The sequence below is a fragment of the Geothermobacter ehrlichii genome (assembly GCF_008124615.1).
GTDB lineage: Bacteria > Desulfobacterota > Desulfuromonadia > Desulfuromonadales > Geothermobacteraceae > Geothermobacter > Geothermobacter ehrlichii.
The window spans coordinates 172,004-193,445 of sequence record NZ_VNIB01000001.1; the positions used below are offsets into that span (position 1 = coordinate 172,004).

The window sequence follows — 21,442 nt, forward strand, 5'->3', positions numbered from 1 at the left end:
GCCCGATTGCGCCGATTCGGCACGAAAAAATACGCAGACTGGCGCTATCGCCAGAGAAATCGGAACCAATGAAACAGTTCTATCTCGAAACCTTCGGCTGCCAGATGAACGTGGTCGATTCGGAGCGCATCGTCGCTCTGCTCGAAGAGATCGGCTACCGGCAGACCGACAGCGCCGAACAGGCCGACCTGATCCTGCTCAACACCTGCTCGGTGCGCGACAAGGCCGAACGCAAGGTGATCGGCCATCTCGGCCGCTTCAAGCCGCTCAAGGATGCCCGTCCCGAGCTGATCATCGGCGTCGGCGGCTGCGTGGCCCAGCAGGAAGGGGCCGCCTTTCTCGACCGCATTCCCTACCTCGACCTGGTTTTCGGCACCCACAACATCCATCGGCTGCCGGAGATGGTGGCGAAGGTCGAGCGGGATCGCCAGCGCTGTCATGCCGTCGATTTTCTCGACCGCGAGACCCGGCTGCGCCTCTTTCCGAAGCGCAGCGACACCGACAGCGTCACCCGCTTCGTCACCGTCATGCAGGGCTGCGACAACTTCTGCTCCTACTGCATTGTTCCCCATGTCCGGGGACGGGAGGTCAGCCGTCCGAGCGGCGAGATACTGGCCGAAATCCGTGAGCTGGCGGCCGCCGGCGTACGCGAGGTGACCCTGATCGGGCAGAATGTCAATTCCTACGGTCTCGGGACAGAAGGCGAGGTCAGTTTCGCCGGTCTGTTGCGCCAGGTCGCCGCCGTCGAAGGAATCGAGCGGATCCGCTTCACCACTTCGCACCCCAAGGACCTGTCGGACGAGCTGATCGACTGCTTCGGCGAACTGGACAAGCTCTGCCACCACCTGCAGCTGCCGCTGCAGAGCGGTTCCGACCGCATCCTGCGCCGGATGAACCGCGGCTACAGCGCCGACGACTATCTGCGCCGGGTCGAGCGGCTGAAGAAGGTCTGCCCGGACATCCGGCTGACCACCGACATCATCGTCGGTTTTCCCGGCGAGACCGAGGAGGATTTTCGCGCCACGCTCGAAATGGTCGAGCGGGTGCGCTACGCCGATGCCTATACCTTTCTCTACTCGCCGCGGCCGGGGACGGCGGCGGCCGAGCTCGAGGATGACACCCCGGCCGAGGTCAAGCAGGAGCGTTTCGACCGGCTGCTCGAGGTGCAGAACGCGATCAGCGAGCAGACCTGGCAGGCCGATGTCGGGCGCGTACTGCCGGTTCTGGTCGAGGGACGCAGCAGGCAGGGGCGGGGCCAGCTTTTCGGCCGCACCACCTGGAACCGGATCGTCAATTTCGCCGGCGACGAGAGCCTGATCGGCCGCATCGTCGATGTCCGGGTGGTCCGTTCCTTCCGCAACAGCCAGCTGGGGGAACGGGTTGCCGGTGACGGCGACGCCGGGGCATCGGTCAGTTTCGGCTGATTTCTTCTCCCGACAGAGGGACGCCATGGCCAGGGGCCGCATCCTCACCATCGACAGCGAGGACTTCTACCGACGCTTCTATCACGATGTCCTTACCGACGAGGGCTACCTGGTCAGCGGTGCGTCCAGCCTTGACGAGGGGCTCGACTGGCTGCGGCGCGAAGAGTTCGATCTCGTCATCGTCGATCTCGGTCTGGCCGGCGGTGGTGCGGTAGCGGCGGCCATCCGGCAGTTCAATCCCGACCAGGAAATCATGGTCGTCACCGGTCGGGAGGAGGTTGCCCTGGCGGTCGAGGCGATGAAGCAGGGCGTGTCGGATTATCTGCTCAAGCCGATCAACCCCGAAGAGTTCCTCCTGGTGGTCAACCGCACCATGTTCCGTCTCAGTCTGGGGATGGAACACAAGCGGCTGATGAACGAAAACATCGAGTTCGTCTCGATGCTCGCCTGTTACCGCAAGTGCCTTGCCTTTCTGCGGGTCCACGATCTCGACCGCCTTGGCGATCTCGTCCTCGACACCCTGATGGAACTTCTGCGGGCCGAAGGCGGCCTGCTCTGGCTGGTTGGCTACGCCGGTCGCAGCTACCGTCTGCGCTGCCGGCGCGGCCTGGTCCGGTTGCAGCCGGGAGAGGAGGTGCTGGAGCCGGATGCCGCCCTGGAAAAGCTGCTGCACGGCGGATTGCCAGTGCTGCAGAACCGGGACAAGGCCATCCTGCTGCCGCTGCAGGTGGAGAGGCGGACGGTGGCGCTGGTGCGGCTGGAGGCGCCGACCGGGCGGGAAAGCTTCAACCGGCACGACCTCAAGGTGGCCGAACTGGTCGCCGAATTCGCGGCCGCGGCCCTGGACAACGTTCTGGCACGGCGCGCCCTGGAACACGACAGCCTGCGTCTGCCGGCAAGCCAGGCCTACAAGATGGCCTACTTTCGTGATCACGTCACCCGCGAGCTGTACAAGGCGCGCCGGTACGGCCGCAACCTCTCCTTCATCAAGCTCGACATCACCAACTATCGGCCGCTGGCCGACCGCGTGCGCGACCGCGACATGCAGGAGGCGGTGAACCGGCTGGTCGGGATCGTCAACACCGCCCTGCGCGATGCCGACATCATGGCCCAGGCCGCTCCGGGCAGTTACATCATCATGCTGCCGGAAACCGACTACTGGGGATCGCTGGTGGCGCAGCAGCGCATCCGGCGGGCGCTTGACGGTACGGTGGCGGTCAGCGACGGCAGGCGCAGCCAGGCCCTGCAGGTTCTCATGCGTTCGGCGTCCTTTCCGGTCGACGGCGACAGTTTCGACGACCTGGTCGCGGTGGCGGAGCGTCGGCAGGAACGGCTTCGGCAAAGCCTCTACCACCGCGCCGGCATGGAGCGGGAATCCTTCTGGGCCATCGTCGGCCGTCTGCTCGGAACGGCGGCCGATTACCGGCTCGAGGGGCGGACGCTGCGGGTCAGCGAGCGATTGCGCGGCTTCGAGGACCGGCGCAGCAGTCGTTATGTGCGCATGCCGGCCAGCCGGCGGGAGGAGTTGCTCACCTCCTTTTGCCGCGATCTGGTCGAATCCCGCAGAATCCGGGGTATCATCTACCTGGGAAGCGAGGATTTCCAGCGGGAGAGGGACAACCTGCCGCTGCTGGAGGAGATCGAGCACTCGGCCACCAACCTCTTTCTGCTCGGCGGCCGCCGCCGGGTCGGCTGGGATCTGCAGCGGGTGGTGCCGATCCATATCGATGACGAGCAGTTCCGCCGGCTGACCCTGCTCCTCTACCTGAACGAGGATTACGCCTACGCCCTGTTCGCCCGGCGCTTCGGGGAGGAACTGGTCGGTTTTCATACCTCCGATTTCTATTTCGTCGAAAACATGATCGCCAAGCTGCAGCAGCAGTACCGGCTGCAGCCGAAGATCTAGGAAGGTCCATGCAGCAGAGGAAGCATCGCATCGTCATCGCCAGCGGCCGGCACGACCTGGCGCAGCTGGTCCCGGCCCTCGAGGAGGAGGGTTACGAGGTCCTGGTCTGCGACGAGGGGGCGCGGGCCCTGGAACTGGCCCTGGCCAGGCCGCCGGTGATGATGGTTGTCGAAACCTCGCTCTCGCTGCTGCCGACGGAGAGGCTGGTGCAGATTCTGCGCGCCAATCCCCGGACCGAGAGGATCGCCTTCTGTTTCATCGGCCGCGAAGGGGAGGAGGTCGAAGGCTTCCGGCGTCATCGCGACCAGTTCTTTGTCCGTCCTTTCAACTGCGAGCAGCTGCTCGGCGACGTGCTCGGCTACCTGCACCGGCTCGAGCGAACTCGCCGGGTCGGGCGCCAGGACCGGGAGGTCGAGGGGGCGCTGGACCAGATTTCCCTGGTCGACCTGCTGCAGATCTTCAGTCTCAACCGCAAGGACGGATTGCTCACCCTGCGTCGCCGCGACGGGCAGACCGGCACCATCACCCTGCTCGGCGGGCTGGTGACCAATGCCCGCCTGGGGCAGATGCAGGGCGAAAAGGCCTTTTTCCGGCTGCTCGGCTGGAGCGAAGGGAGCTTCAGCTTCGTGCCCGGAGGCCGCCGGGAGGATGAGGCCCGCATCAGCCTGCCTACCGATCACCTGATCATGGAAGGGCTGCGCCAGCAGGACGAGCTGGCGGCGCTTTGCGGGCAACTGCCGGCGGCCGATGACGAACTGGTGCTGAGGGTGCCCCGCGACCATCTGCCGCCGGGGCTGCGTCCCGCCACCCAGGAAATTCTGCTGCTGCTGCAGTATTACCGGCGGGTGCGGGACATCCTCGATCACAGCAGTAGGCCCGACCTGGAGGTGCTGCAGATCCTGCAGGTGCTGCTCGACAAGGGGATTCTCGAGCTGGCGCCTGCGGCGGCCGAGTCGGCAGAGGGGAACGGTTCCCTGCTCGATTCGGAAGAGGTCATCGCCATCAAGGAGGCCTTCGGCGAGGGGGACAGCCTGTTCGAGGCGGCCTCGGTGAAGCTGGTTCTGCTGCCGGCCTCGCGGGCTGACCTGGATGCCTTCGTCGCCTGCCTGCAGGGGGTGCGCGAGTTCGAACCGGATGCCGGACTGCTGCGGACGGCGGAGGATTTTCCTCTTGGCGACGTCGGCCGGCTGAAGGTGGCCGACAGCTTTGCCATCCGCCTGTTCTGCCTGCCGACCACGCCGGACGCCGTTCCCCTGTGGCGGCCGTTCTGCCGCCGCCTGCTCGGCGTGTTGGTCCTGGGCGAGGGGGAGCATCTGGACGCGGCCGAAGAGTTTTTCCGGCTGAACAGCCGGACGCCCATCATTCCGCTGGCGGGGACCGGAAAACGCCCGGGATGCATCCCGCTGGCCCCCGGCGACCGCCAGGGGCTGAAGCAGCTGCTCAGCGCCCTGGCCGAGCCTTACCGGCGACCGGCGGAACTTGACCTGGAGACCTGAACCGCCATCACGGCCGGTTTGGAAGACCGCAACCGAAAGGTGAAAGAACGATGATCGATCTGCATACCCACACCATTTTCAGCGACGGAGAGCTGATTCCGGCCGAACTGGCCCGACGTGCGGCGGTGGCCGGGTACGAGGCCCTGGCCATGACCGACCATGGCGACCGTTCCAATCTCGACCTGATCATTCCCCGCCTGGCCCGGGTGGCCGCCGAGCTGGGTGAAGCCTGGGGGCTGACCGTCCTGCCGGGTATCGAGCTGACCCATGTGCCGCCGGCGCAGATTGCCGCCGCCGCGGCCGAGGCGCGGCAGCTGGGGGCGAAGATCATCATCGTTCACGGCGAGACCCTGGTCGAGCCGGTGGCTGTCGGCACCAACCGGGCGGCCCTGGAGGCCGATATCGACATTCTGGCCCATCCCGGCCTGATCGGCGAGGACGAGGCACGCCTGGCGGCGGAGCGGGGCATCTGCCTGGAGCTGACCACCCGCAAGGGACACAGCCTGAGCAACGGTCATGTTGCCCGCATGGCCCTCGTCGCCGGCGCCCGGCTGATCGTCAACAACGACGCCCATGCGCCGGGGGATCTGCTGTCGCCGGCGCTGATGCGGCAGGTGGTCCGCGGCGCCGGGCTGGACGAGGTGCAGGCCGACGCGGTGCTGGCCAATGCCAGGCATCTGGTGCAAAAGGCGCTGGCGGGGAGGGGCTGATGGACGCGAACGATTTCGCCTTTCTGCGCCAGCTGCTCGAAGCGCCGAGCCCGTCCGGTTACGAGGCGCCGGCGCGGCGGATTTTGCGGCAGAGACTTCAGGGGGTGGCCGACAGCATCGAGGTCGACATGCTCGGCAATCTCGTCGTCCGTCTTGAGGGGCGCGGCGAGCGACGGGCGCGGCTGATGCTGACTGCCCACTGCGACGAGATCGGTTTTATCATCCGGCATATCGACGAGAAGGGTTTTCTCTGGTTTGCCCCCATCGGCGGGGTTGACGCGCATCTTTCGCCGGGACAGCGGGTGAGCGTGCAGACCGCTTCCGGACCGGTTCCGGGCGTGGTCGGCAAGAAGCCGATCCATCAGCAGGACGGAGCGGAGAAGGAGCGGGTGGTCCCCTTTCACGAGCAGTTCATCGACATCGGTTGTTCCGACGGCGACGAGGCGCGCCGGTTGGTCGCCGTCGGCGACCCGGTGGTTTTTGCCGCCGGCCTGCAGCGTCTGCAGGGCAACCGCATCGCCTGTCGCGCCCTGGATGACAAAATGGGGGCCTTTCTCGTCAGCCATGTTTTCATCGAACTGGCCCGTAACGAGCGACCGCCCTGCGATATCGTCGCCGTCTTTTCGGTGCAGGAGGAGGTCGGACTGCGCGGCGCCGGACCGGCGGCTTTCGACGCTGATCCCGATGTCGCCCTGGTGGTGGAGATCGGACACGGTACCGATACGCCGGCCCACGACCCGCGGCGGACGGGCGAGGTGAAGCTGGGCGGCGGACCGCTGCTGTCGCGCGGTCCCAACATCAATCATGCCCTGTTCGACCTGCTCTGCCGGACCGCCGGCGAGCTGGACCTGCCGCTGCAGTTCATTGGCGAGCCGGGCGGAACGGGAACCGATGCCAGGGTGATCCAGCTCAGCCGCCGGGGAGTGGCGACAGCCCTGGTCCGGGTGCCGACCCGCTACGTGCACACGCCCTCCGAGGTGCTCGACCTGACGGATCTGGAACAGGCCCGGCGGCTGCTGGTGGCGACGGCGCGCAAGATCGTTTCGCGGTGCGATTTTCTGCCGTCCTGACGCCGGTGTTTGCGGGCGCTGGTTGCATCTTGACTCGCGCCTGCAGCTGCCCTAGTATTCCTGCTTATTTTTCCGTACCTTTCTTCCGCAGTAAGGAGTTCACCATGCTCGACGCCGAAATTCCCGAAGGATTGACATTCGATGACGTGCTGCTGGTCCCGGACCATTCCGCGGTGCTGCCCAAGGAGGCTGACATCAGCACCTGGCTGACGCCGGAGATACGACTCAACATGCCGTTGCTGTCGGCGGCCATGGACACCGTCACCGAGGCGCGGGCGGCCATCACCATGGCGCGCGAGGGGGGCATGGGCATCATCCACAAGAACATGACGCCCGAAGAGCAGGCTCTCGAGGTCGACCAGGTGAAGAAATCGGAAAGCGGCATGATCGTCGATCCGATCACCATGGAGCCGGAGCAGAAGATCTACGAGGCCCTGGCGCTGATGAAGAAATACCGCATCTCCGGGGTTCCCATCTGCCGGGAGGGGAAGCTGGTCGGCATTCTGACCAACCGGGACCTGCGCTTCGAGACCCAGCTCGACCAGCCGATCGCCAATGTCATGACCAAGGAGAACCTGGTGACGGTTCCTCCCGGCACCACCCTCGAGGAAGCCAAGAAACATCTGCACGAGCATCGCATCGAAAAGCTGCTGGTGGTCGATGACGGCGGGGCCCTGAAGGGACTGATCACCATCAAGGATATCGAAAAAGTTCGCAAGTATCCCAATGCCTGCAAGGACGATATCGGCCGGCTGCGGGTCGGCGCCGCCGTCGGCGTCGGACCCGACCGTGAGGCGAGGATCGAGGCGCTGGTCCGTGCTGGCGTCGATGTCATCGTCATCGACACCGCCCACGGGCATTCCCAGGGGGTGATCGACGCGGTGATCGACACCCGCCGGCAGTATCCCGATCTGCAGCTCATTGCCGGCAACATCGCCACCGGCGAGGCGGCAGAGGCCCTGATTCGGGCCGGAGCCAACGCCGTCAAGGTCGGCATCGGTCCCGGATCGATCTGCACCACCCGCGTGATCGCCGGCGTCGGTGTGCCGCAGATCACCGCCATCGCCAACGTTGCCCGGGTCGTTCGCAAACACGGCGTTCCCCTGATCGCCGACGGCGGCATCAAGTATTCGGGCGAGATCGCCAAGGCGATCGCCGCCGGCGCCGACGTGGTGATGATCGGTTCCCTCTTTGCCGGAACCGAGGAGTCGCCGGGCGAGACTATCCTTTACCAGGGCCGTACCTACAAGGCCTACCGCGGCATGGGCAGCCTCGGCGCCATGAAGCTGGGGAGCAAAGACCGCTATTTTCAGGCGGATGTCGACAGTGATGTCAAACTTGTTCCGGAAGGGATCGAGGGCCGGGTCCCTTACCGTGGTCCTCTATCCGACAATATTCACCAGCTGCTCGGCGGCCTCCGTTCCGGTATGGGCTATACTGGTTGCAAGACCATTCGCGACCTGCAGGAAAAAGCCCGCTTCATGCGCATCACCAATGCCGGTCTGCGCGAATCGCACGTCCACGATGTCAGCATCACCCATGAAGCCCCCAACTACCGGATCGAGCGGAACTGAGTCATGAGCGACATTCATCAGGAACGGATACTGATTCTCGATTTCGGTTCCCAGTACACCCAGCTGATCGCCCGCCGGGTGCGGGAGGCGCATGTCTACTGCGAGCTGCACCCCTTCGACATGGAGCTGGAGGCGATACGTTCCTTTCGCCCCAACGGCATCATCCTGTCGGGCGGTCCCAAGTCGGTCTACGAGGAGGGGGCGCCGTCGATTCCCGGCGAGCTGTTCGACCTGGGCATCCCGGTTCTCGGCATCTGCTACGGCATGCAGCTGATGTGCGACCATTTCGGCGGCCGGGTCGTGCCGGCCGGCAAGCGGGAATACGGTCATGCCGAACTGCACGCCAAGGGACGGCCCGGTCCTCTGTTCGAAGGTTTTTTCCTTGATGGCAAAAGCCCGGTCTGGATGAGCCACGGCGATCACGTCGAGCAGGTGCCGGACGGCTTCGAGGTGGTTGCCGGCACCGACAACGCGCCGGTCTGCGCCATTCAGGACGTGGCGCGAAACCTCTACGGGGTGCAGTTCCATCCGGAGGTGAACCACACCCCGCGCGGCGAAATCCTGATCGATATCTTCGTCCGTTCCATCTGTGGCTGCACCGGCCAGTGGACCCCCGGCCAGATCATCGAGGACGCCGTCGCCCGCATCCGGCGCCAGGTCGGCCGCGAGCATGTCATCCTCGGTCTTTCCGGCGGCGTCGATTCCTCCGTCGCCGCCAGCCTGATCCATCGCGCCATCGGCGACCAGCTGACCTGCGTCTTCGTCAACAACGGCCTGCTGCGCCTGGGCGAGCCGGAGCAGGTTCTTGCCACCTTCGCCGAGAACATGGGGGTGAAGGTGGTTTACGTCGACGCCGAGGACCGGTTTCTGAAGGCCCTGAAGGGGGTGGCCGATCCGGAACGGAAGCGCAAGATCATCGGCAACCTCTTTGTCGATATCTTCGAGGAGGAGGCGACCAAGCTGCCGGACGCCCGCTGGTTGGCCCAAGGGACCATCTACCCCGACGTCATCGAATCGGCCGGGGCCAAGACCGGCAAGGCGCACACCATCAAGAGCCACCACAATGTCGGCGGGCTGCCCGACTACATGAAGCTGAAGCTGCTTGAGCCGCTGCGCGAGCTGTTCAAGGACGAGGTGCGCGCCATCGGCGAGGAGTTGGGGCTGCCGCACCAGATGGTCTGGCGGCACCCCTTCCCGGGGCCCGGGCTGGGCGTCCGCATTCTCGGCGAGGTGAAAAAGGAGTATGCCGACATCTTGCGGCGCGCCGACGCCATCTACATCGAGGAGCTCTACAAGAGCGGCCATTACGACAAGATCAGCCAGGCTTTCGCCGTCTTTCTGCCGGTGAAGTCGGTCGGAGTCATGGGCGACGGCCGTACCTACGAGTACGTGATCGCCCTGCGGGCGGTCGAGACCCGCGATTTCATGACCGCCAGCTGGTATCCCATGCCCTACGAGGATCTGGCCCGCATCTCCAACCGCATCATCAACGAGGTGAAAGGCGTCAACCGGGTCACCTACGACATTTCGAGCAAGCCGCCCGCCACCATCGAGTGGGAGTAGATTCTACGGGCTGCAAGTGATCCAAACAGAAACGCCGCCGGTATTTTCCGGCGGCGTTTCTGTTTGGCGAAGTCAGCTTCTCTCTCTGCGCATGACCCAGAAGATGGCGGCCAGAAAGGATGAGCCGAGAAGGGCGAAGATGAAGCCGTGACGGAAGGTGTCCTGGAAGGCGTAGCTGGTGGCGTAGAGACGCTGCAGCCCGGTCAGCAGCAGCTGCGCCTTGACCTCGGCCGTTGCCGCGTCGGCGCCGATGCGCCCGGCCAGCTCCGGCAGCCGGTTCTGCAGATGGATGACATTCTGCATCACCCCGATCCCCTCATAGTGCACCGCCGCCGATTTCTCCAGGGTGTTGGTGGCGATCGCCGTGCCCAGGCTGCCGCCGACGAAGCGCAGATAGTGCATCAGGCTCACACCGAGGGCGGTATAGGGTCCCAGGTGACGCAGGGCCAGGGCCGACAGCGGCGCGAAGAAGGAGCCGAGGCTGATGCCGAGGGGGATGGTCAACAGGGCGGCGCGGGTCGCCGGCGTGAAATAGTTGAGGGACGGCAGCAGGAAATAGCTGGTCAGCAGGTAGGTCAGGGTGCTGACCACCAGCACCTTCTGCGCGCCTAAGCGGTCGCTGAGAATGCCTGCCAGCGGTGAGAAGATGGCGATGAAGATGGCGAAGACGAGCATGTGCAGGCCGGTGTCGAAGGTGCTCAGTTGCTTCAGGTTCTCATAGTAGAGGGGGAGCAGGTAGAAGACCTGGTAGATGGAAAGGCCCAGGACCAGAAAGTAGAATCCCATCGACAGGGTGTAGACCTTGTCCCGGAAGATCCGGGGGTCGATGAGCGGCCTGTCGCTGTACAGCTCGCTCAGCAGGTAGAGAACGAGGAGCAGCGCCGCGCCGTAGCCGAGCACGCCGATGAGAGTCGACTGCCCCCAGCCGAGCTGCTGCCCCTTGGAGAGCAGGACCAGCAGGCTGACGGTGAAGCCGCCGAGCAGCAGGTAGCTGCGGAAATTGAAGTGCAGCTTTCGGCTGCCGCCCGGCATTTTCGGCAGGTAGAAGGCAGCGGCGACCAGGTTGAGAACGCCGATCGGCAGGTTGATGTAGAAAACCCAGCGCCAGTCGAGGTGCTCGGTGATCCAGCCGCCGATGGTTGGTCCCAGCGAGGGGGCGAAACTGACGCCCATGGCGTAGATGCCCATGGCCAGGCCGCGTTTTTCCGGCGGATAGATCAGAAAGAGAATGGTCTGGGCGCTGGCCATGATGAAGGCCTCACCCGCCCCCTGCACCACCCGGGAGACGATCATCTGCGGCAGGGTGGCCGCCATGCCGCAGAAGGCGCTGGCGAGAGTGAAGACCGTCAGGCCGATGAGAAAAAGCCGTTTCAGACCGAGAACGGTGCCCAGGCTGTGGGTCAGCAGCAGGGCGACCGCCGCCGCCGTCATGTAGGCGGTGATCACCCATTGCACCCCGTACAGGTCGGTGGCCAGCGGCCCCATCATCTTGGGGACGATGACGTCGACCACGGTGGTGTCGAGGATGGCCATGAAGGAGCCGACCATCACCACCACCGTCAGCAGGGTGCGAAAGCCGACCGAGATGCTCGCGGCGATATCCTGCGGCTGCTGCGTCATGACTTTTTGCGCCTGATTTCCACCTCGCCGCCGAGACCGACCCGCAGCGGAGCGAGATCGCCTTCGTCGATGCGGATCCGCACCGGGATGCGCTGTGAGACCTTGGTGAACTCGCCGGCCGAGATGTCCCGGGGGGCCAGAGCGAAGGTGGCGGCGGAAGCGGGAAGGACCTGTTCCACCGTGCCGCGCCAGCTGCGTCCCGGGAAGGCGTCGATGCGAATGATGGCCTCGGCACCCGAGCCGACCCCGTCGAGCTTGTTCTCTTCGAGCAGGGCGATGATGTAGAGATCGGCGGGATCGACCAGGGCGAGCACGGGCCGACCGGGAGCGACGCTGGCGCCGGCGCTGACGAACTTTTTCGCTACCCGGCCATCGATGGGACTGGTCAGGGTGGTGCTGGCCAGATCCTTGCGGGCCTTGTCGAGACTGGCCTGCAGCCGGTCGACCTCGGCCTGGGCCGCTGCCAGGTTCTTTTGCAGTTCGAGTAGCTGATCCTGGCGGGTGGCGGCCAGGGTCCGCTGCAGCCGAGCCGCCTCCAGGGCCGCCTCCAGGGCCTGTCGCCGGCGCACCAGGGCATCCTGTTCAGCGCTGGCGGCGTCGAGTTCGGCGGTGAGTTTTTCCAGCCGCTGCCGGGGAACGACCTGCTGTTCGAACAGGCGCAGAACGCGGTCGCGATCGCGCCGCAGCTGGTCGATACGGGCCTGCAGGGCGGCGATGCGGGCGGCCAGGGCCTCCTTTTCCTGTCGGACCCGCCTGATCTCCTGTTCCGCCTGTGCCGTGGCCAGTGGAAGTTCCCTGGACAGGCGCCGGTAGCCGAGCTTAAGGCCGGCCTTTTTCTCCTTCGCCTTGCGCAGGGCGGCCTCGGCCTTTTCGACCTCGATGCGGTAGCGGTCGGTATCGAGCCGGGCGAGAATCTGCCCCTTGTGTACCGTCTCGCCCTCCCTGACTGTCAGTTCGGCGAGGACGCCGCCGACGCGATCGAAACCGACTTCGGTCAGGCTGTCGCTGGCGACGAAGACGGCGTTGGTGACGGCGTAGGCCAGGCGATGGCTGACGAAACGCACCAGGCCGACTGCCAGGACGACGATCAGCAGCAACAGGATGACAGTTGCCAGTTTGCGCTTGTTCACGGGACGTTTGCCGTTCTTTTCTGAACTCATGGGCGCTCAACCTCTTCGGTGAAAATCGGGCCTCGCTCCAGCATGGCCTGGAGATGACGGCTCAGGGTTTCGGGGTCGTCGTGTTCCGGCCGGTAGCCGGGCAGAAAGCGGCGCAGCGGCGCGGACTGGAACAGGTGCAGGGTCATGCCGATGATCGATCCTGCCAGCAGGGCCGGATCGTGTCCGGGGCTGAGCCGGGCACAGAGCCGGTTCAGTGCCTCGGTCACTTCGGCGAAGACGGTTTGCGCCAGCTGCTGCAACCGCCGTTCGTCGCCGTCGAGCAGTTCGCGCTGGATCAGGCGACAGAAGGTCTGGTCTTCGGCCAGCTGCCGGCAGAGCAGATCGACCGTGTCGAGCAGCCGCCGCCTGTCCGGCCGATCGCTGTTCAGCACGGCCAGCAGGCGTTCGGCGCGGCCGGAAAAGGCCTGCTGCATGGCCGCCAGGTAGAGCTCATCCTTGTCGCGGAAATGATGGTAGATGCTGCCGACGTTCAGCCCGCAGAAACGGGCGATGTCGCGCATGCTGACGCCGGCGTATCCGGCGTCGGCGAACAGGCCGATGGCGACCTCGAGTATCTCCTGTCGGCTGCTCTGCCTGGGCATGGCGCTCACCTTCACCTGCTTCTTGCCGGCTGCCGGCCGAGGGCGTAGTCGAGTTGCGCCGCAGCCAGAAGCTGGCCGTAACGGGCCGCCTGCAGGTTCGATTCGGCCCGGGTGAGGGTGGTGCGGGCCTCGATCAGGTCGCTGATCGAAATCAGGTTTTCGCGGAACTGCAGCACCGACATGCGGTGATTTTCCCGTGCCTGCTGCAAGGCTTTTTCGGCTGTTTCCCGGTTCTGCCGCGCCGTCTGCAGACGGCGCAGGGCCTGTTCCACCTGCAGACCGATCATGTCGCGCAGCTCTTTCAGCGCCTGGCGCTTTTCCTGCAGCCGGTGCCGCTCGGCGTTGAGCCGGGCCCGGTCGGCGCCGCCGGCGAACAGGTTCCATTGCAGGCGCAGGCCGATGGCGCTGTTTTCGTTATTGCGATAGATGTTGCGCGACGCGTTCAGGTTGTCGCCGTCGCGCCAGTAGCCGGCCACCAGGGCCAGCTCCGGATAGAAGGCGCTGCCGGCCAGTCGCAGCTTTTGCCGTGCCGCCTCCAGGGCGAGGGTGGCGGCATGCAGCTCCGGCCGCTTCGCCAGGGCTTCGTCGATCAGGCTGTCCAGTTCGCCGTCGCCTGCCGGCAACGACGGTTCGATCAGGTCGATGGCCGCCTGGCGCGGCCGCCCGAGCAGCAGGTTGAGTCGGCTGCGGGCCACCAGCACCCGGCTTTCGGCCGTCGCCAGCTGCTGTTCGGCCGCCGCCAGCGCCACTTCGGCCTTGAGCACATCGTTGCCCGCAATCATCCCCTGGGCGTTGAGGGCGCGCGCGTCCTGCAGGTGACGGTCGAACTGCTGCCTCTGCTCCGCGGCCAGACGGCGGTCAGCGCGGGCCAGCAGCAGTTCGATAGCGGCGGCGCGGACATCGAACGCCAGCTTGCGGCGGGCGGCCTCCAGATCCCAGGCGGCCAGGTCGGCGCCGATCGCGGCCAGCTTCTGCCGGGCACTAAGGGCAAAACCGGTGAACAGGGGCTGGGTCAGGGAGAGCTGGTAGTGCACCAGATCTTCGTCGTTGACGGTGAACGACAGGCCGTTGAAGCGCTCGAAAGGACGCTCGTCAAGCCGGTCGTAGCTGTAGGCGGCATCGATGCGGAACAAGCGCTCGGCTTTGGCCGCCCGTGCCTCCGCCCGGGCGGCCGCCAGGCGTTCCTTGGCCTGTTCGATCCTCTCGTGACTGGACAGGGCGATGCTCACCGCCTGGTCGATGTCGAGCCGGGCGGGGGCCTCCGCCCGGCCCCGGACGGGGAGCAGGCAGAGTATCAACAGTACGACAACGGGCAATCGGCTCATGGTCGGCCTCCGGATGGATTAAAACGAACGTTTGATACTATAGGAAGGTGCCGGCCCGGTGTCAAGGAGGCAGGTGATGTTTTTCCCTGTTGGCACGGTGCGGCTTGCGTCCGGCGTCCGAATTCTCTACCCTTGCTTCATGCGTAACCTGCTGGGATCCATCCTTGTTGTCATTCTGCTGCTCTGGCCGCTGGCATCCGCCGGCCCGGCGGCGATCAGCGCCTTTCAGTTCCAGTCCTTTGCCGAGCAGTGTTTCCGTCTGCTGAAGGCGGGCCGTTTCGAACAGCTGGCGCGGCTCTATCATCTTCCCGCCGGTTATCCGCCGGAACGGATCCGGCGGGAGCGAAGGGAAATCACTGCAGGGCTCGAGCGGTTGACGGAGGTATTTGGCGCGCCAGACGGCTGTGCCGAGGTGGAAGGGGAGGCGGCGATGCAACTTTTCGAACTGGAAGGGCTGGATGCCGGCTACTGGCGTGACCGGCCGCGTTCGAACCGGGTGGCCTGTCGGACCACCTTCGACCGCATGGGGTCGGGCCGCGTCGTCTTCCGCATCGTGGTCTACGACCGGCGGCTGCAGTTGCGCTCTGTCGGTTTTGCCCTGCCCGGTGGCAGCAAGCGGGCACAAAGGGCCGGGCGGGAGCTGGGGCGGCAGCCGACGGAATGAAGGAGGAAAAATGACCGACAGGGAGACGACCCTGGCCGAGCTGAAGGCGGCCATGGCCCGCTTTGTCGAGGAGCGCAACTGGCGGCAGTATCACACGCCCAAGAACCTGGCCATGTCCGTCGCCATCGAGGCGGCCGAACTGATGGAGCACTTCCAGTGGGACGGCGACATCGACCCCGGTGCGCTCGACGAGCGGCAGCGTCGCGAGATCGGCGCGGAGATGGCCGATGTCCTGCTCTATCTCTGCTCCCTGAGCACCTGTCTCGACATCGACCTGGCGGCGGCGACCGCCGACAAACTGGCCTGTAACCGGCGGCGATTCCCCGTCGAGCGGGTGAAGGGGCGCGCCCATCGTCATCAGTGGAAGGACGGAGGCTGAATGTCAGGGGCGAAACGCAGGCCGGGCAAGCCGGCCAAAAAGTACAGCCAGGCGGCGCGGCTGCATGATGTGATCCGCATTCTCGAGGCCCGCTACGGTGCCACGGTCGACGAGCTGGCAGAGGAATGCGGCGTTACCCGGCGCACCGTTTATCGCGACCTGCGGGCCATTGCCGACGCCGGCTATCCCCTGGTCAGCGAGCCGGGCGGGGACGGTCGGGTGGTCTACCGTTTTCTGACCGGCTTCAAGCAGGTACCGCCGGTCACCTTCTCCCTCGAGGAGCTGATGACCCTCTATCTGTGCCGCAACCAGCTGGCCTTTCTGCGCGGCACTCCCTTCCAGGACGATCTGGACGCCATTTTCGCCCGTATCAGGTCGTCGCTGCCACCGCGCAGCGTCGCCCATCTGGAGCGGATCGCCACGGCGATGGCGCCGAAATTTTCCGGCGTGCGCGACTATGCCTCCCGCCGGGAGCAGCTGGTTCTGCTGCGCCGTGCCCTGCTGTTCCAGTATCGTTGCCGGCTGCGCTACCGGCCGCCGCGGCGGGAGGTTGCGACCTATCTCTTCGACCCCTATACCCTCATTTTTCACCAGCAAGCCCTCTACCTGGCCGGCTACGCCCACAACCGCAAGGCGCTGCGGCTTTTTCTGGTCGACCGGATCGAGGCGGTCGAGCTGACCGACGAGAGGTTCGAGGTGCCGGAAGACTACCGGCCGCAGCAGCTGACCGACGGCAGTTTCGGCCTGATCAGCGAGGAGGAGATGGATGTCCGGGTCCGGTTCGGACCGGTTGTCGCCCATCTCGTTCGCGAGCGGCAATGGCATGAGAGCCAGAGCATCACCCGTCTCGAAGACGGTTCCCTCGAGCTGCGGATGCGGGTCGGGGGGCGCACCGAGCTGCTGGCCTGGCTCTATTCCTATCTGCCGCACGTGCAGGTTCTCGAGCCCGAAGAGCTGCGTCGTGCCTTTGTCGACGGCCTGCAACAGGCCCTGGCTGGCACAGTGTGACATATTGTGTCATAAGTGGTGTCTATCCTCAGGCTGCAGCAGAACACAACTTTCTGGCAGGAGGATGCACCATGATCTGGCTCGATCTGATGACGGAAGGCGGACAGGGGCTCTATTTCGAGGCCTGGAAACGGGAGCGGCAGCGGACGGGGAGCGGCGGCGAGCTGGTTTCCGGCCTGATCGGCGACGGCAGTTACGAGGGCGAGGTGCTGGTCGAGCTGGCTGACGACGGCTGCGACCTGACCTTTGTCGACAGCTTTCTCGCTCCAGCGGACCTGCGGGCGTTCCTCTCGCGCGTTTCCGTCGAGGAGCTGAAGGCCGCCCTGCGGGAGAGTCTCGCCGGTTCGATCGACGACTCGCCCCTGGCGTCGTCCCGGCGCCGCCGCGACGATGCGACCAGGTTTTTTTTGGCGGCCCCGGCCGCTGAACGGGGCCGTTTCGGCCGGCGCTGCGTGGCCTGAGCGCCGTCGGCGGGGAAAAGGCGGGCAGGGGGTTGGCAAGTTCCCGTCCCCTGCGCTACAAAAGGGGGCAAATCCTTCGGAGGAGCGTCATGCGCACCATCGTTCTTGCTTCGACAAGCCCCTATCGCCGGCGCCTGCTCGACCAGCTCGGCATTCCCTTTCTGACCGCCGCGCCGAAATTCGACGAGCAGCTGGAGCAGCATGTCGCTCCCGAACTGCTGGTCAAGCATCTGGCCGCCGGCAAGGCCCTGAGCCTGGCCCAGCGCTTTCCCGACGCACTGATCATCGGTTCCGACCAGATTTTCGTCGATCCACGCGGCCGGATTCACGGCAAGCCCGGAACCGCCCGCCAGGCCGAAAAGCAGCTTCGGGCCATGGCCGGTCGCAGCCATACCTTCTACACCGGTTTGTCGGTGCTCGACAGCGCCAGCGGGCAGGCCCTGACCGACTATGCCACCTTCACCGTCACCCTGCGCAAGCTTTCCGACGAAGAGATCCGCCACTATCTCGAGCGGGAGCGTCCCTTCGACTGCGCCGGCTCCTTCAAGGTGGAGGGGCTGGGCATCGCCCTGATGGAACGCATGGAGGGAGACGATTTCAACACTCTGATCGGCCTGCCGCTGATCCGCCTGGTCGACATGCTCGGCCAGTTCGGTGTCCGGGTACTGGCCCCGTAGGCGGCGGCCGCCGCTTTCGTTGACCCCTTCGCGGCGGCGGTGGTAGAATCCGGCCGCTTTCGCCAGACCGTCCTTTCTTCTTTCGATTCTGATGCTCAGGAGTGGGTCGGGCTATCCATGAACTGGCTGCAAATCCGGCTGTTTGGCCCAGTTTTCAGCTCCTTTTTGCCCCGTAGCTACGGCTATGCGGCTGCAAACGAGCCAAAATCTGGTCTCAAACATCCTTTTGCTTCAGCTCGCATAGTTCGACACCCTCCTAGTTCGTTTTTTGAAGCGCTACCGGAGCGGGAATGCAACACGCCAATTTCGTCCATCTTCATCTGCACAGCCAGTACAGCCTGCTTGACGGCGCCATCAAGATCGACGACCTGGTGAACCGGGTCCGCGATCTGAACATGCCCGCCGTGGCCATAACCGACCACGGCAACATGCACGGCGCCATCGAATTCTACAAGAAGGCGCATGCCGCCGGCATCAAGCCGATCATCGGCAGCGAGCTCTATGTCGCGCCCGATTCCCGTTTCAAGAAGAGCGACGCCCGTGGCTCCTCCGAGGCTTCCTACCACCTGGTTCTGCTCTGCATGAACCAGACCGGGTACCGCAACCTCTGCCATCTGGTGACGGCGGCCAACATCGAGGGGTTCTACTACCGGCCGCGCATCGACTGGGAGCTGCTCAAGGAATACAATGAGGGGCTGATCGCCATGACCGCCTGCCTCGGCGGCGAGATTCCGGTGCTGATCAATCTCGGCCAGATGGACGAAGCGAAAAAGCGCGCCCGGGCCATGGCCGAGATCTTCGACGACGGCCGTCTCTACCTCGAACTGCAGGAAAACCACATTCCCGAACAGGCGGTGGTCAACGCCGGCCTGAAGGAGATCGCCGCCGAGCTCGGTCTGCCCCTGGTCGCCACCAACGACTGCCACTACCTGAACCGGGAGGATGCCCAGGCGCACGAGGTGCTGCTCTGCATCCAGACCGGCAAGTCGATGGACGATCCCAACCGTTTCCGCTTTGCCAACGACCAGTTCTATCTCAAGACGCCGGAAGAGATGGCGGCCATGTTCGGCGACTGTCCCGAGTCGCTGGACAACACCGTCCGCATTGCCGAACGCTGCAACCTCGAACTCGACCTGAAGACCTATCATTTTCCGCAATACGAAAAACCGGCCGACAAGAGCCTCGACGAGGTGCTGGCCGAGATGGCGTGGCAGGGGCTGGAAGAGCGGCTGCGGGCCATCCGCCGTCTGCGTCCTGATTTCAGCGCCGAGGACGAGGAGCGCTACCGGGAGCGGCTGCAGACGGAGCTCGACTGCATCAGGCAGATGGGTTTTCCCGGCTACTTTCTGATCGTCGCCGACTTCATCAACTGGGCCAAGGATCACGACATTCCGGTCGGTCCGGGGCGCGGTTCGGCGGCCGGCTCGCTGGTCGCCTACGCCATCCGCATCACCGACATCGATCCGATGCCGTACAACCTGCTGTTCGAGCGCTTTCTCAACCCGGAGCGGATATCGATGCCGGATATCGACGTCGATTTCTGCATCTACGGCCGCGAGGAAGTGATCAACTACGTTCGGGAGAAATACGGCGAGAAAAACGTCGCCCAGATCATCACCTTCGGCACCATGCAGGCCAAGGGCGTGGTGCGCGATGTCGGCCGCGCCCTGGGCATGACCTACGCCGAGGTCGACAAGATCGCCAAGCTGATCCCCTCGGTGCTGGGCATGACCCTCGAGCAGGCGCTGAAGCAGGAGCCGAAGCTGGTCGAACTGCGGGAGAAGGATCCCAAGGTCAGGGAGCTGATCCGCATCGCCCTGGCGCTGGAGGGGCTGACCCGCCACGCCTCCACCCATGCCGCCGGCGTGGTGGTGACGCCGAAGCCGCTGCCCGAATACCTGCCGCTGTACAAGGACCAGAAGGCCAATTCGCTGGTCACCCAGTACTCGATGAGCTATGTCGAACAGATCGGCCTGGTCAAGTTCGACTTCCTCGGTCTGAAGACCCTGACCGTCATCAACAACGCCGTGCGCCTGATCCGCGAGGGGGTCAACCCCGATTTCGACCTGAAGACGGTGCCCGACGACGACGAGAAGACCTACCAGCTTCTCTCCCGCGGCGAGACCACCGGCGTCTTCCAGCTCGAATCGAGCGGCATGAAGGAGTATCTGGTCAAGCTGAAGCCGAACTGCTTCGAGGACCTGATCGCCATGGTCGCCCTCTACCGGCCGGGGCCCCTCGGCTCGGGCATGGTCGACTCCTTCATCAAGCGCAAGCACGGGCTGGAGGATTTCGACTACCCCTTTCCGCAGCTCGAGCCGATCCTGAAGGACACCTACGGCGTCATCGTCTACCAGGAACAGGTCATGCTGATCGCGCAGACCCTGGCCAACTACAGCCTTGGCGGCGCCGACCTGCTGCGGCGGGCGATGGGCAAGAAGAAGCCCGAGGAGATGGCCAAGCAGAAGGAGATCTTCCTCGCCGGCGCCAAGGAGAACAAGCTCGACCTGAAGAAGGCCGAGGCGGTCTTCGACCTGATGGAGAAGTTCGCCGCCTACGGCTTCAACAAGTCGCACTCGGCGGCCTACGCCCTGGTGGCCTACCAGACCGCCTACCTGAAGGCGCACTACCCGGTCGAGTTCATGGCGGCACTGCTCACCGAGGACATGGAAAACACCGACAAGGTGATCAAGAACATCAACGAAGTGCGCTCCATGGGCATCGAGGTTCTGCCGCCGGACATCAACGCCTCGGATCGCACCTTCACCGTGCATGACGGCCAGATCCGCTTCGGCCTCGGCGCGGTCAAGGGCGCCGGCAGCGCCGCCCTCGACGCCATTCTGGCGGCACGGCAGGAAGCGCCGTTCGCCTCGCTGCACGATTTCTGCGAGCGGGTCGATCTGCGCAAGGTCAACAAGAAGGTGGTCGAGGCGCTGATCAAGTGCGGCGCTTTCGACTCGCTGGGCGGACATCGCGCCCAGTACCTGGCGGCCCTGGAAGATGCCATGGAGACAGCCGCCCGCATCCAGCGCGAGCGCGAAATCGGCCAGGAATCCCTGTTCGGCAGCGAGGAGATCCACACCACCGCCAACGGCGACGGCTACGGTCGCCTGCCGGACGTTCCCGAGTGGGACGATAAGACCAAGCTCGGCTTCGAGAAGGAATCGCTCGGCTTCTACATCTCCGGTCATCCGCTGGCCCGGCACGCCGAATCGATCAGGCGCTTCGCCACCGTCGACACCGCCGGGCTCGCCGAATGCAGTGACAAGGAAGAGGTTCGTATCTGCGGTATCGTCAGCGGCCTGAAGGAGCTGACCACCAAGAAGGGCGACCGGATGGCGTTTGTCACCCTGGAGGATCTGAACGGCTTCGTCGAGATGGTTGTCTTTCCCGAGACCTATGCCGAATCGCGCGAGCTGCTGCAGAGCGAGGAGGCTCTGCTGATCACCGGCAACGTCGACGCCGGCGAAGAGAGCAACAAGCTGATGGTGAACAAGGTCCAGAACCTGAGCGAGGTTCAGGCCAGCGAAACCCGGCGGGTTCATTTCCGGCTGACCACGCCGGGGCTCGACGAAACCCGTCTGCGGCAACTGCGCGAGGTGATCGAGAAACACCGCGGCGAGTGCCAGGTCATGCTGCACATGGTCATTCCCGACCGCAGCGAGACGACCTTGCGGCTGCCGGACAATCTGAGGGTTGCGGCGACGGACCAAATGTTGGATGATGCCGAACGCCTTTTCGGCTATAATATCGTCACTTTTGAGTAGGACATGCTGTCGGCGGGAGCCTGCCATGGATGGTGG

The 21,442-nt window shown here is 64.9% G+C and carries 17 protein-coding genes; 13 read left to right on the top strand and 4 right to left on the bottom strand.

Translation table 11 applies throughout. From position 1 onward, the window contains the following. Positions 1–68: 68 nt before the first annotated feature. The 7 genes from miaB to guaA all read left to right on the top strand — a co-directional run bounded on the left by miaB (position 69) and on the right by guaA (position 9,743). Positions 69–1,424: a tRNA (N6-isopentenyl adenosine(37)-C2)-methylthiotransferase MiaB gene (gene miaB / locus EDC39_RS00790; protein WP_148894188.1), complete on the top strand. Its 1,356-nt coding sequence runs from the start codon at positions 69–71 to the stop codon at positions 1,422–1,424. Between the two features lie 25 nt (positions 1,425–1,449). After that, a complete protein-coding gene (locus tag EDC39_RS00795) occupies positions 1,450–3,330 on the top strand; it encodes a response regulator (RefSeq protein WP_187426577.1) in 1,881 nt (626 codons plus the stop codon). 8 nt (positions 3,331–3,338) lie between these two features. Then, complete coding sequence (locus EDC39_RS00800; RefSeq protein WP_148894190.1) at positions 3,339–4,826, top strand: DUF4388 domain-containing protein; 1,488 nt, start codon at positions 3,339–3,341, stop codon at positions 4,824–4,826. A 50-nt stretch (positions 4,827–4,876) separates the two neighbouring features. Continuing rightward, positions 4,877–5,536, top strand: a complete 660-nt coding sequence (locus EDC39_RS00805; RefSeq protein ID WP_148894191.1) for a histidinol phosphate phosphatase domain-containing protein — start codon at positions 4,877–4,879, stop codon at positions 5,534–5,536. After that, positions 5,536–6,606 carry a M42 family metallopeptidase gene (locus tag EDC39_RS00810; RefSeq protein ID WP_148894192.1) on the top strand — a complete coding sequence of 357 codons (1,071 nt, stop codon included), beginning with the start codon at positions 5,536–5,538 and terminating at the stop codon, positions 6,604–6,606. The genes EDC39_RS00805 and EDC39_RS00810 overlap by 1 nt, the downstream gene beginning before the upstream one ends. Positions 6,607–6,710: 104 nt before the next feature. Then, positions 6,711–8,180 (top strand): IMP dehydrogenase, encoded by a 1,470-nt coding sequence (gene guaB, locus EDC39_RS00815; RefSeq protein ID WP_148894193.1) that lies wholly within the window; start codon positions 6,711–6,713, stop codon positions 8,178–8,180. Positions 8,181–8,183: 3 nt separating this feature from the next. Further along, positions 8,184–9,743, top strand: a complete 1,560-nt coding sequence (gene guaA, locus EDC39_RS00820; RefSeq protein WP_148894194.1) for a glutamine-hydrolyzing GMP synthase — start codon at positions 8,184–8,186, stop codon at positions 9,741–9,743. Between the two features lie 72 nt (positions 9,744–9,815). Here guaA and EDC39_RS00825 read toward each other — a convergent pair whose 3' ends face one another. The 4 genes from EDC39_RS00825 to EDC39_RS00840 are packed head-to-tail and all read right to left on the bottom strand — an operon-like array spanning position 9,816 to position 14,450. Continuing rightward, positions 9,816–11,363, bottom strand: a complete 1,548-nt coding sequence (locus tag EDC39_RS00825) for a DHA2 family efflux MFS transporter permease subunit (protein WP_148894195.1) — start codon at positions 11,361–11,363, stop codon at positions 9,816–9,818. Beyond that, positions 11,360–12,523 carry an HlyD family secretion protein gene (locus EDC39_RS00830; RefSeq protein ID WP_148894196.1) on the bottom strand — a complete coding sequence of 388 codons (1,164 nt, stop codon included), beginning with the start codon at positions 12,521–12,523 and terminating at the stop codon, positions 11,360–11,362. The genes EDC39_RS00825 and EDC39_RS00830 overlap by 4 nt, the downstream gene beginning before the upstream one ends. Continuing rightward, positions 12,520–13,125 (bottom strand): TetR/AcrR family transcriptional regulator, encoded by a 606-nt coding sequence (locus EDC39_RS00835; protein ID WP_148894197.1) that lies wholly within the window; start codon positions 13,123–13,125, stop codon positions 12,520–12,522. The genes EDC39_RS00830 and EDC39_RS00835 overlap by 4 nt, the downstream gene beginning before the upstream one ends. Before the next feature lie 11 nt (positions 13,126–13,136). Then, positions 13,137–14,450, bottom strand: coding sequence for a TolC family protein (locus tag EDC39_RS00840; protein WP_148894198.1), 1,314 nt, complete (start codon positions 14,448–14,450; stop codon positions 13,137–13,139). A 76-nt stretch (positions 14,451–14,526) separates the two neighbouring features. On the opposite strand from EDC39_RS00840, the gene EDC39_RS00845 reads away from it, so the two are divergent. The 6 genes from EDC39_RS00845 (at position 14,527) to dnaE (ending at position 21,406) form a co-directional block, all read left to right on the top strand. Further along, positions 14,527–15,114, top strand: coding sequence for a hypothetical protein (locus tag EDC39_RS00845; RefSeq protein ID WP_187426578.1), 588 nt, complete (start codon positions 14,527–14,529; stop codon positions 15,112–15,114). Between the two features lie 10 nt (positions 15,115–15,124). After that, positions 15,125–15,493, top strand: a complete 369-nt coding sequence (locus tag EDC39_RS00850) for a nucleotide pyrophosphohydrolase (protein WP_148894200.1) — start codon at positions 15,125–15,127, stop codon at positions 15,491–15,493. Next, the gene (locus tag EDC39_RS00855; RefSeq protein WP_148894201.1) at positions 15,494–16,501 is read left to right on the top strand and encodes a helix-turn-helix transcriptional regulator; all 1,008 of its coding nucleotides are present in this window, start codon (positions 15,494–15,496) and stop codon (positions 16,499–16,501) included. A 71-nt stretch (positions 16,502–16,572) separates the two neighbouring features. After that, complete coding sequence (locus EDC39_RS00860; protein ID WP_148894202.1) at positions 16,573–16,962, top strand: hypothetical protein; 390 nt, start codon at positions 16,573–16,575, stop codon at positions 16,960–16,962. Between the two features lie 89 nt (positions 16,963–17,051). After that, positions 17,052–17,639 (top strand): Maf family protein, encoded by a 588-nt coding sequence (locus tag EDC39_RS00865; protein WP_148894203.1) that lies wholly within the window; start codon positions 17,052–17,054, stop codon positions 17,637–17,639. A gap of 290 nt (positions 17,640–17,929) precedes the next feature. After that, a complete protein-coding gene (dnaE, locus tag EDC39_RS00870) occupies positions 17,930–21,406 on the top strand; it encodes a DNA polymerase III subunit alpha (RefSeq protein WP_148894204.1) in 3,477 nt (1,158 codons plus the stop codon). Positions 21,407–21,442 lie beyond the last annotated feature (36 nt).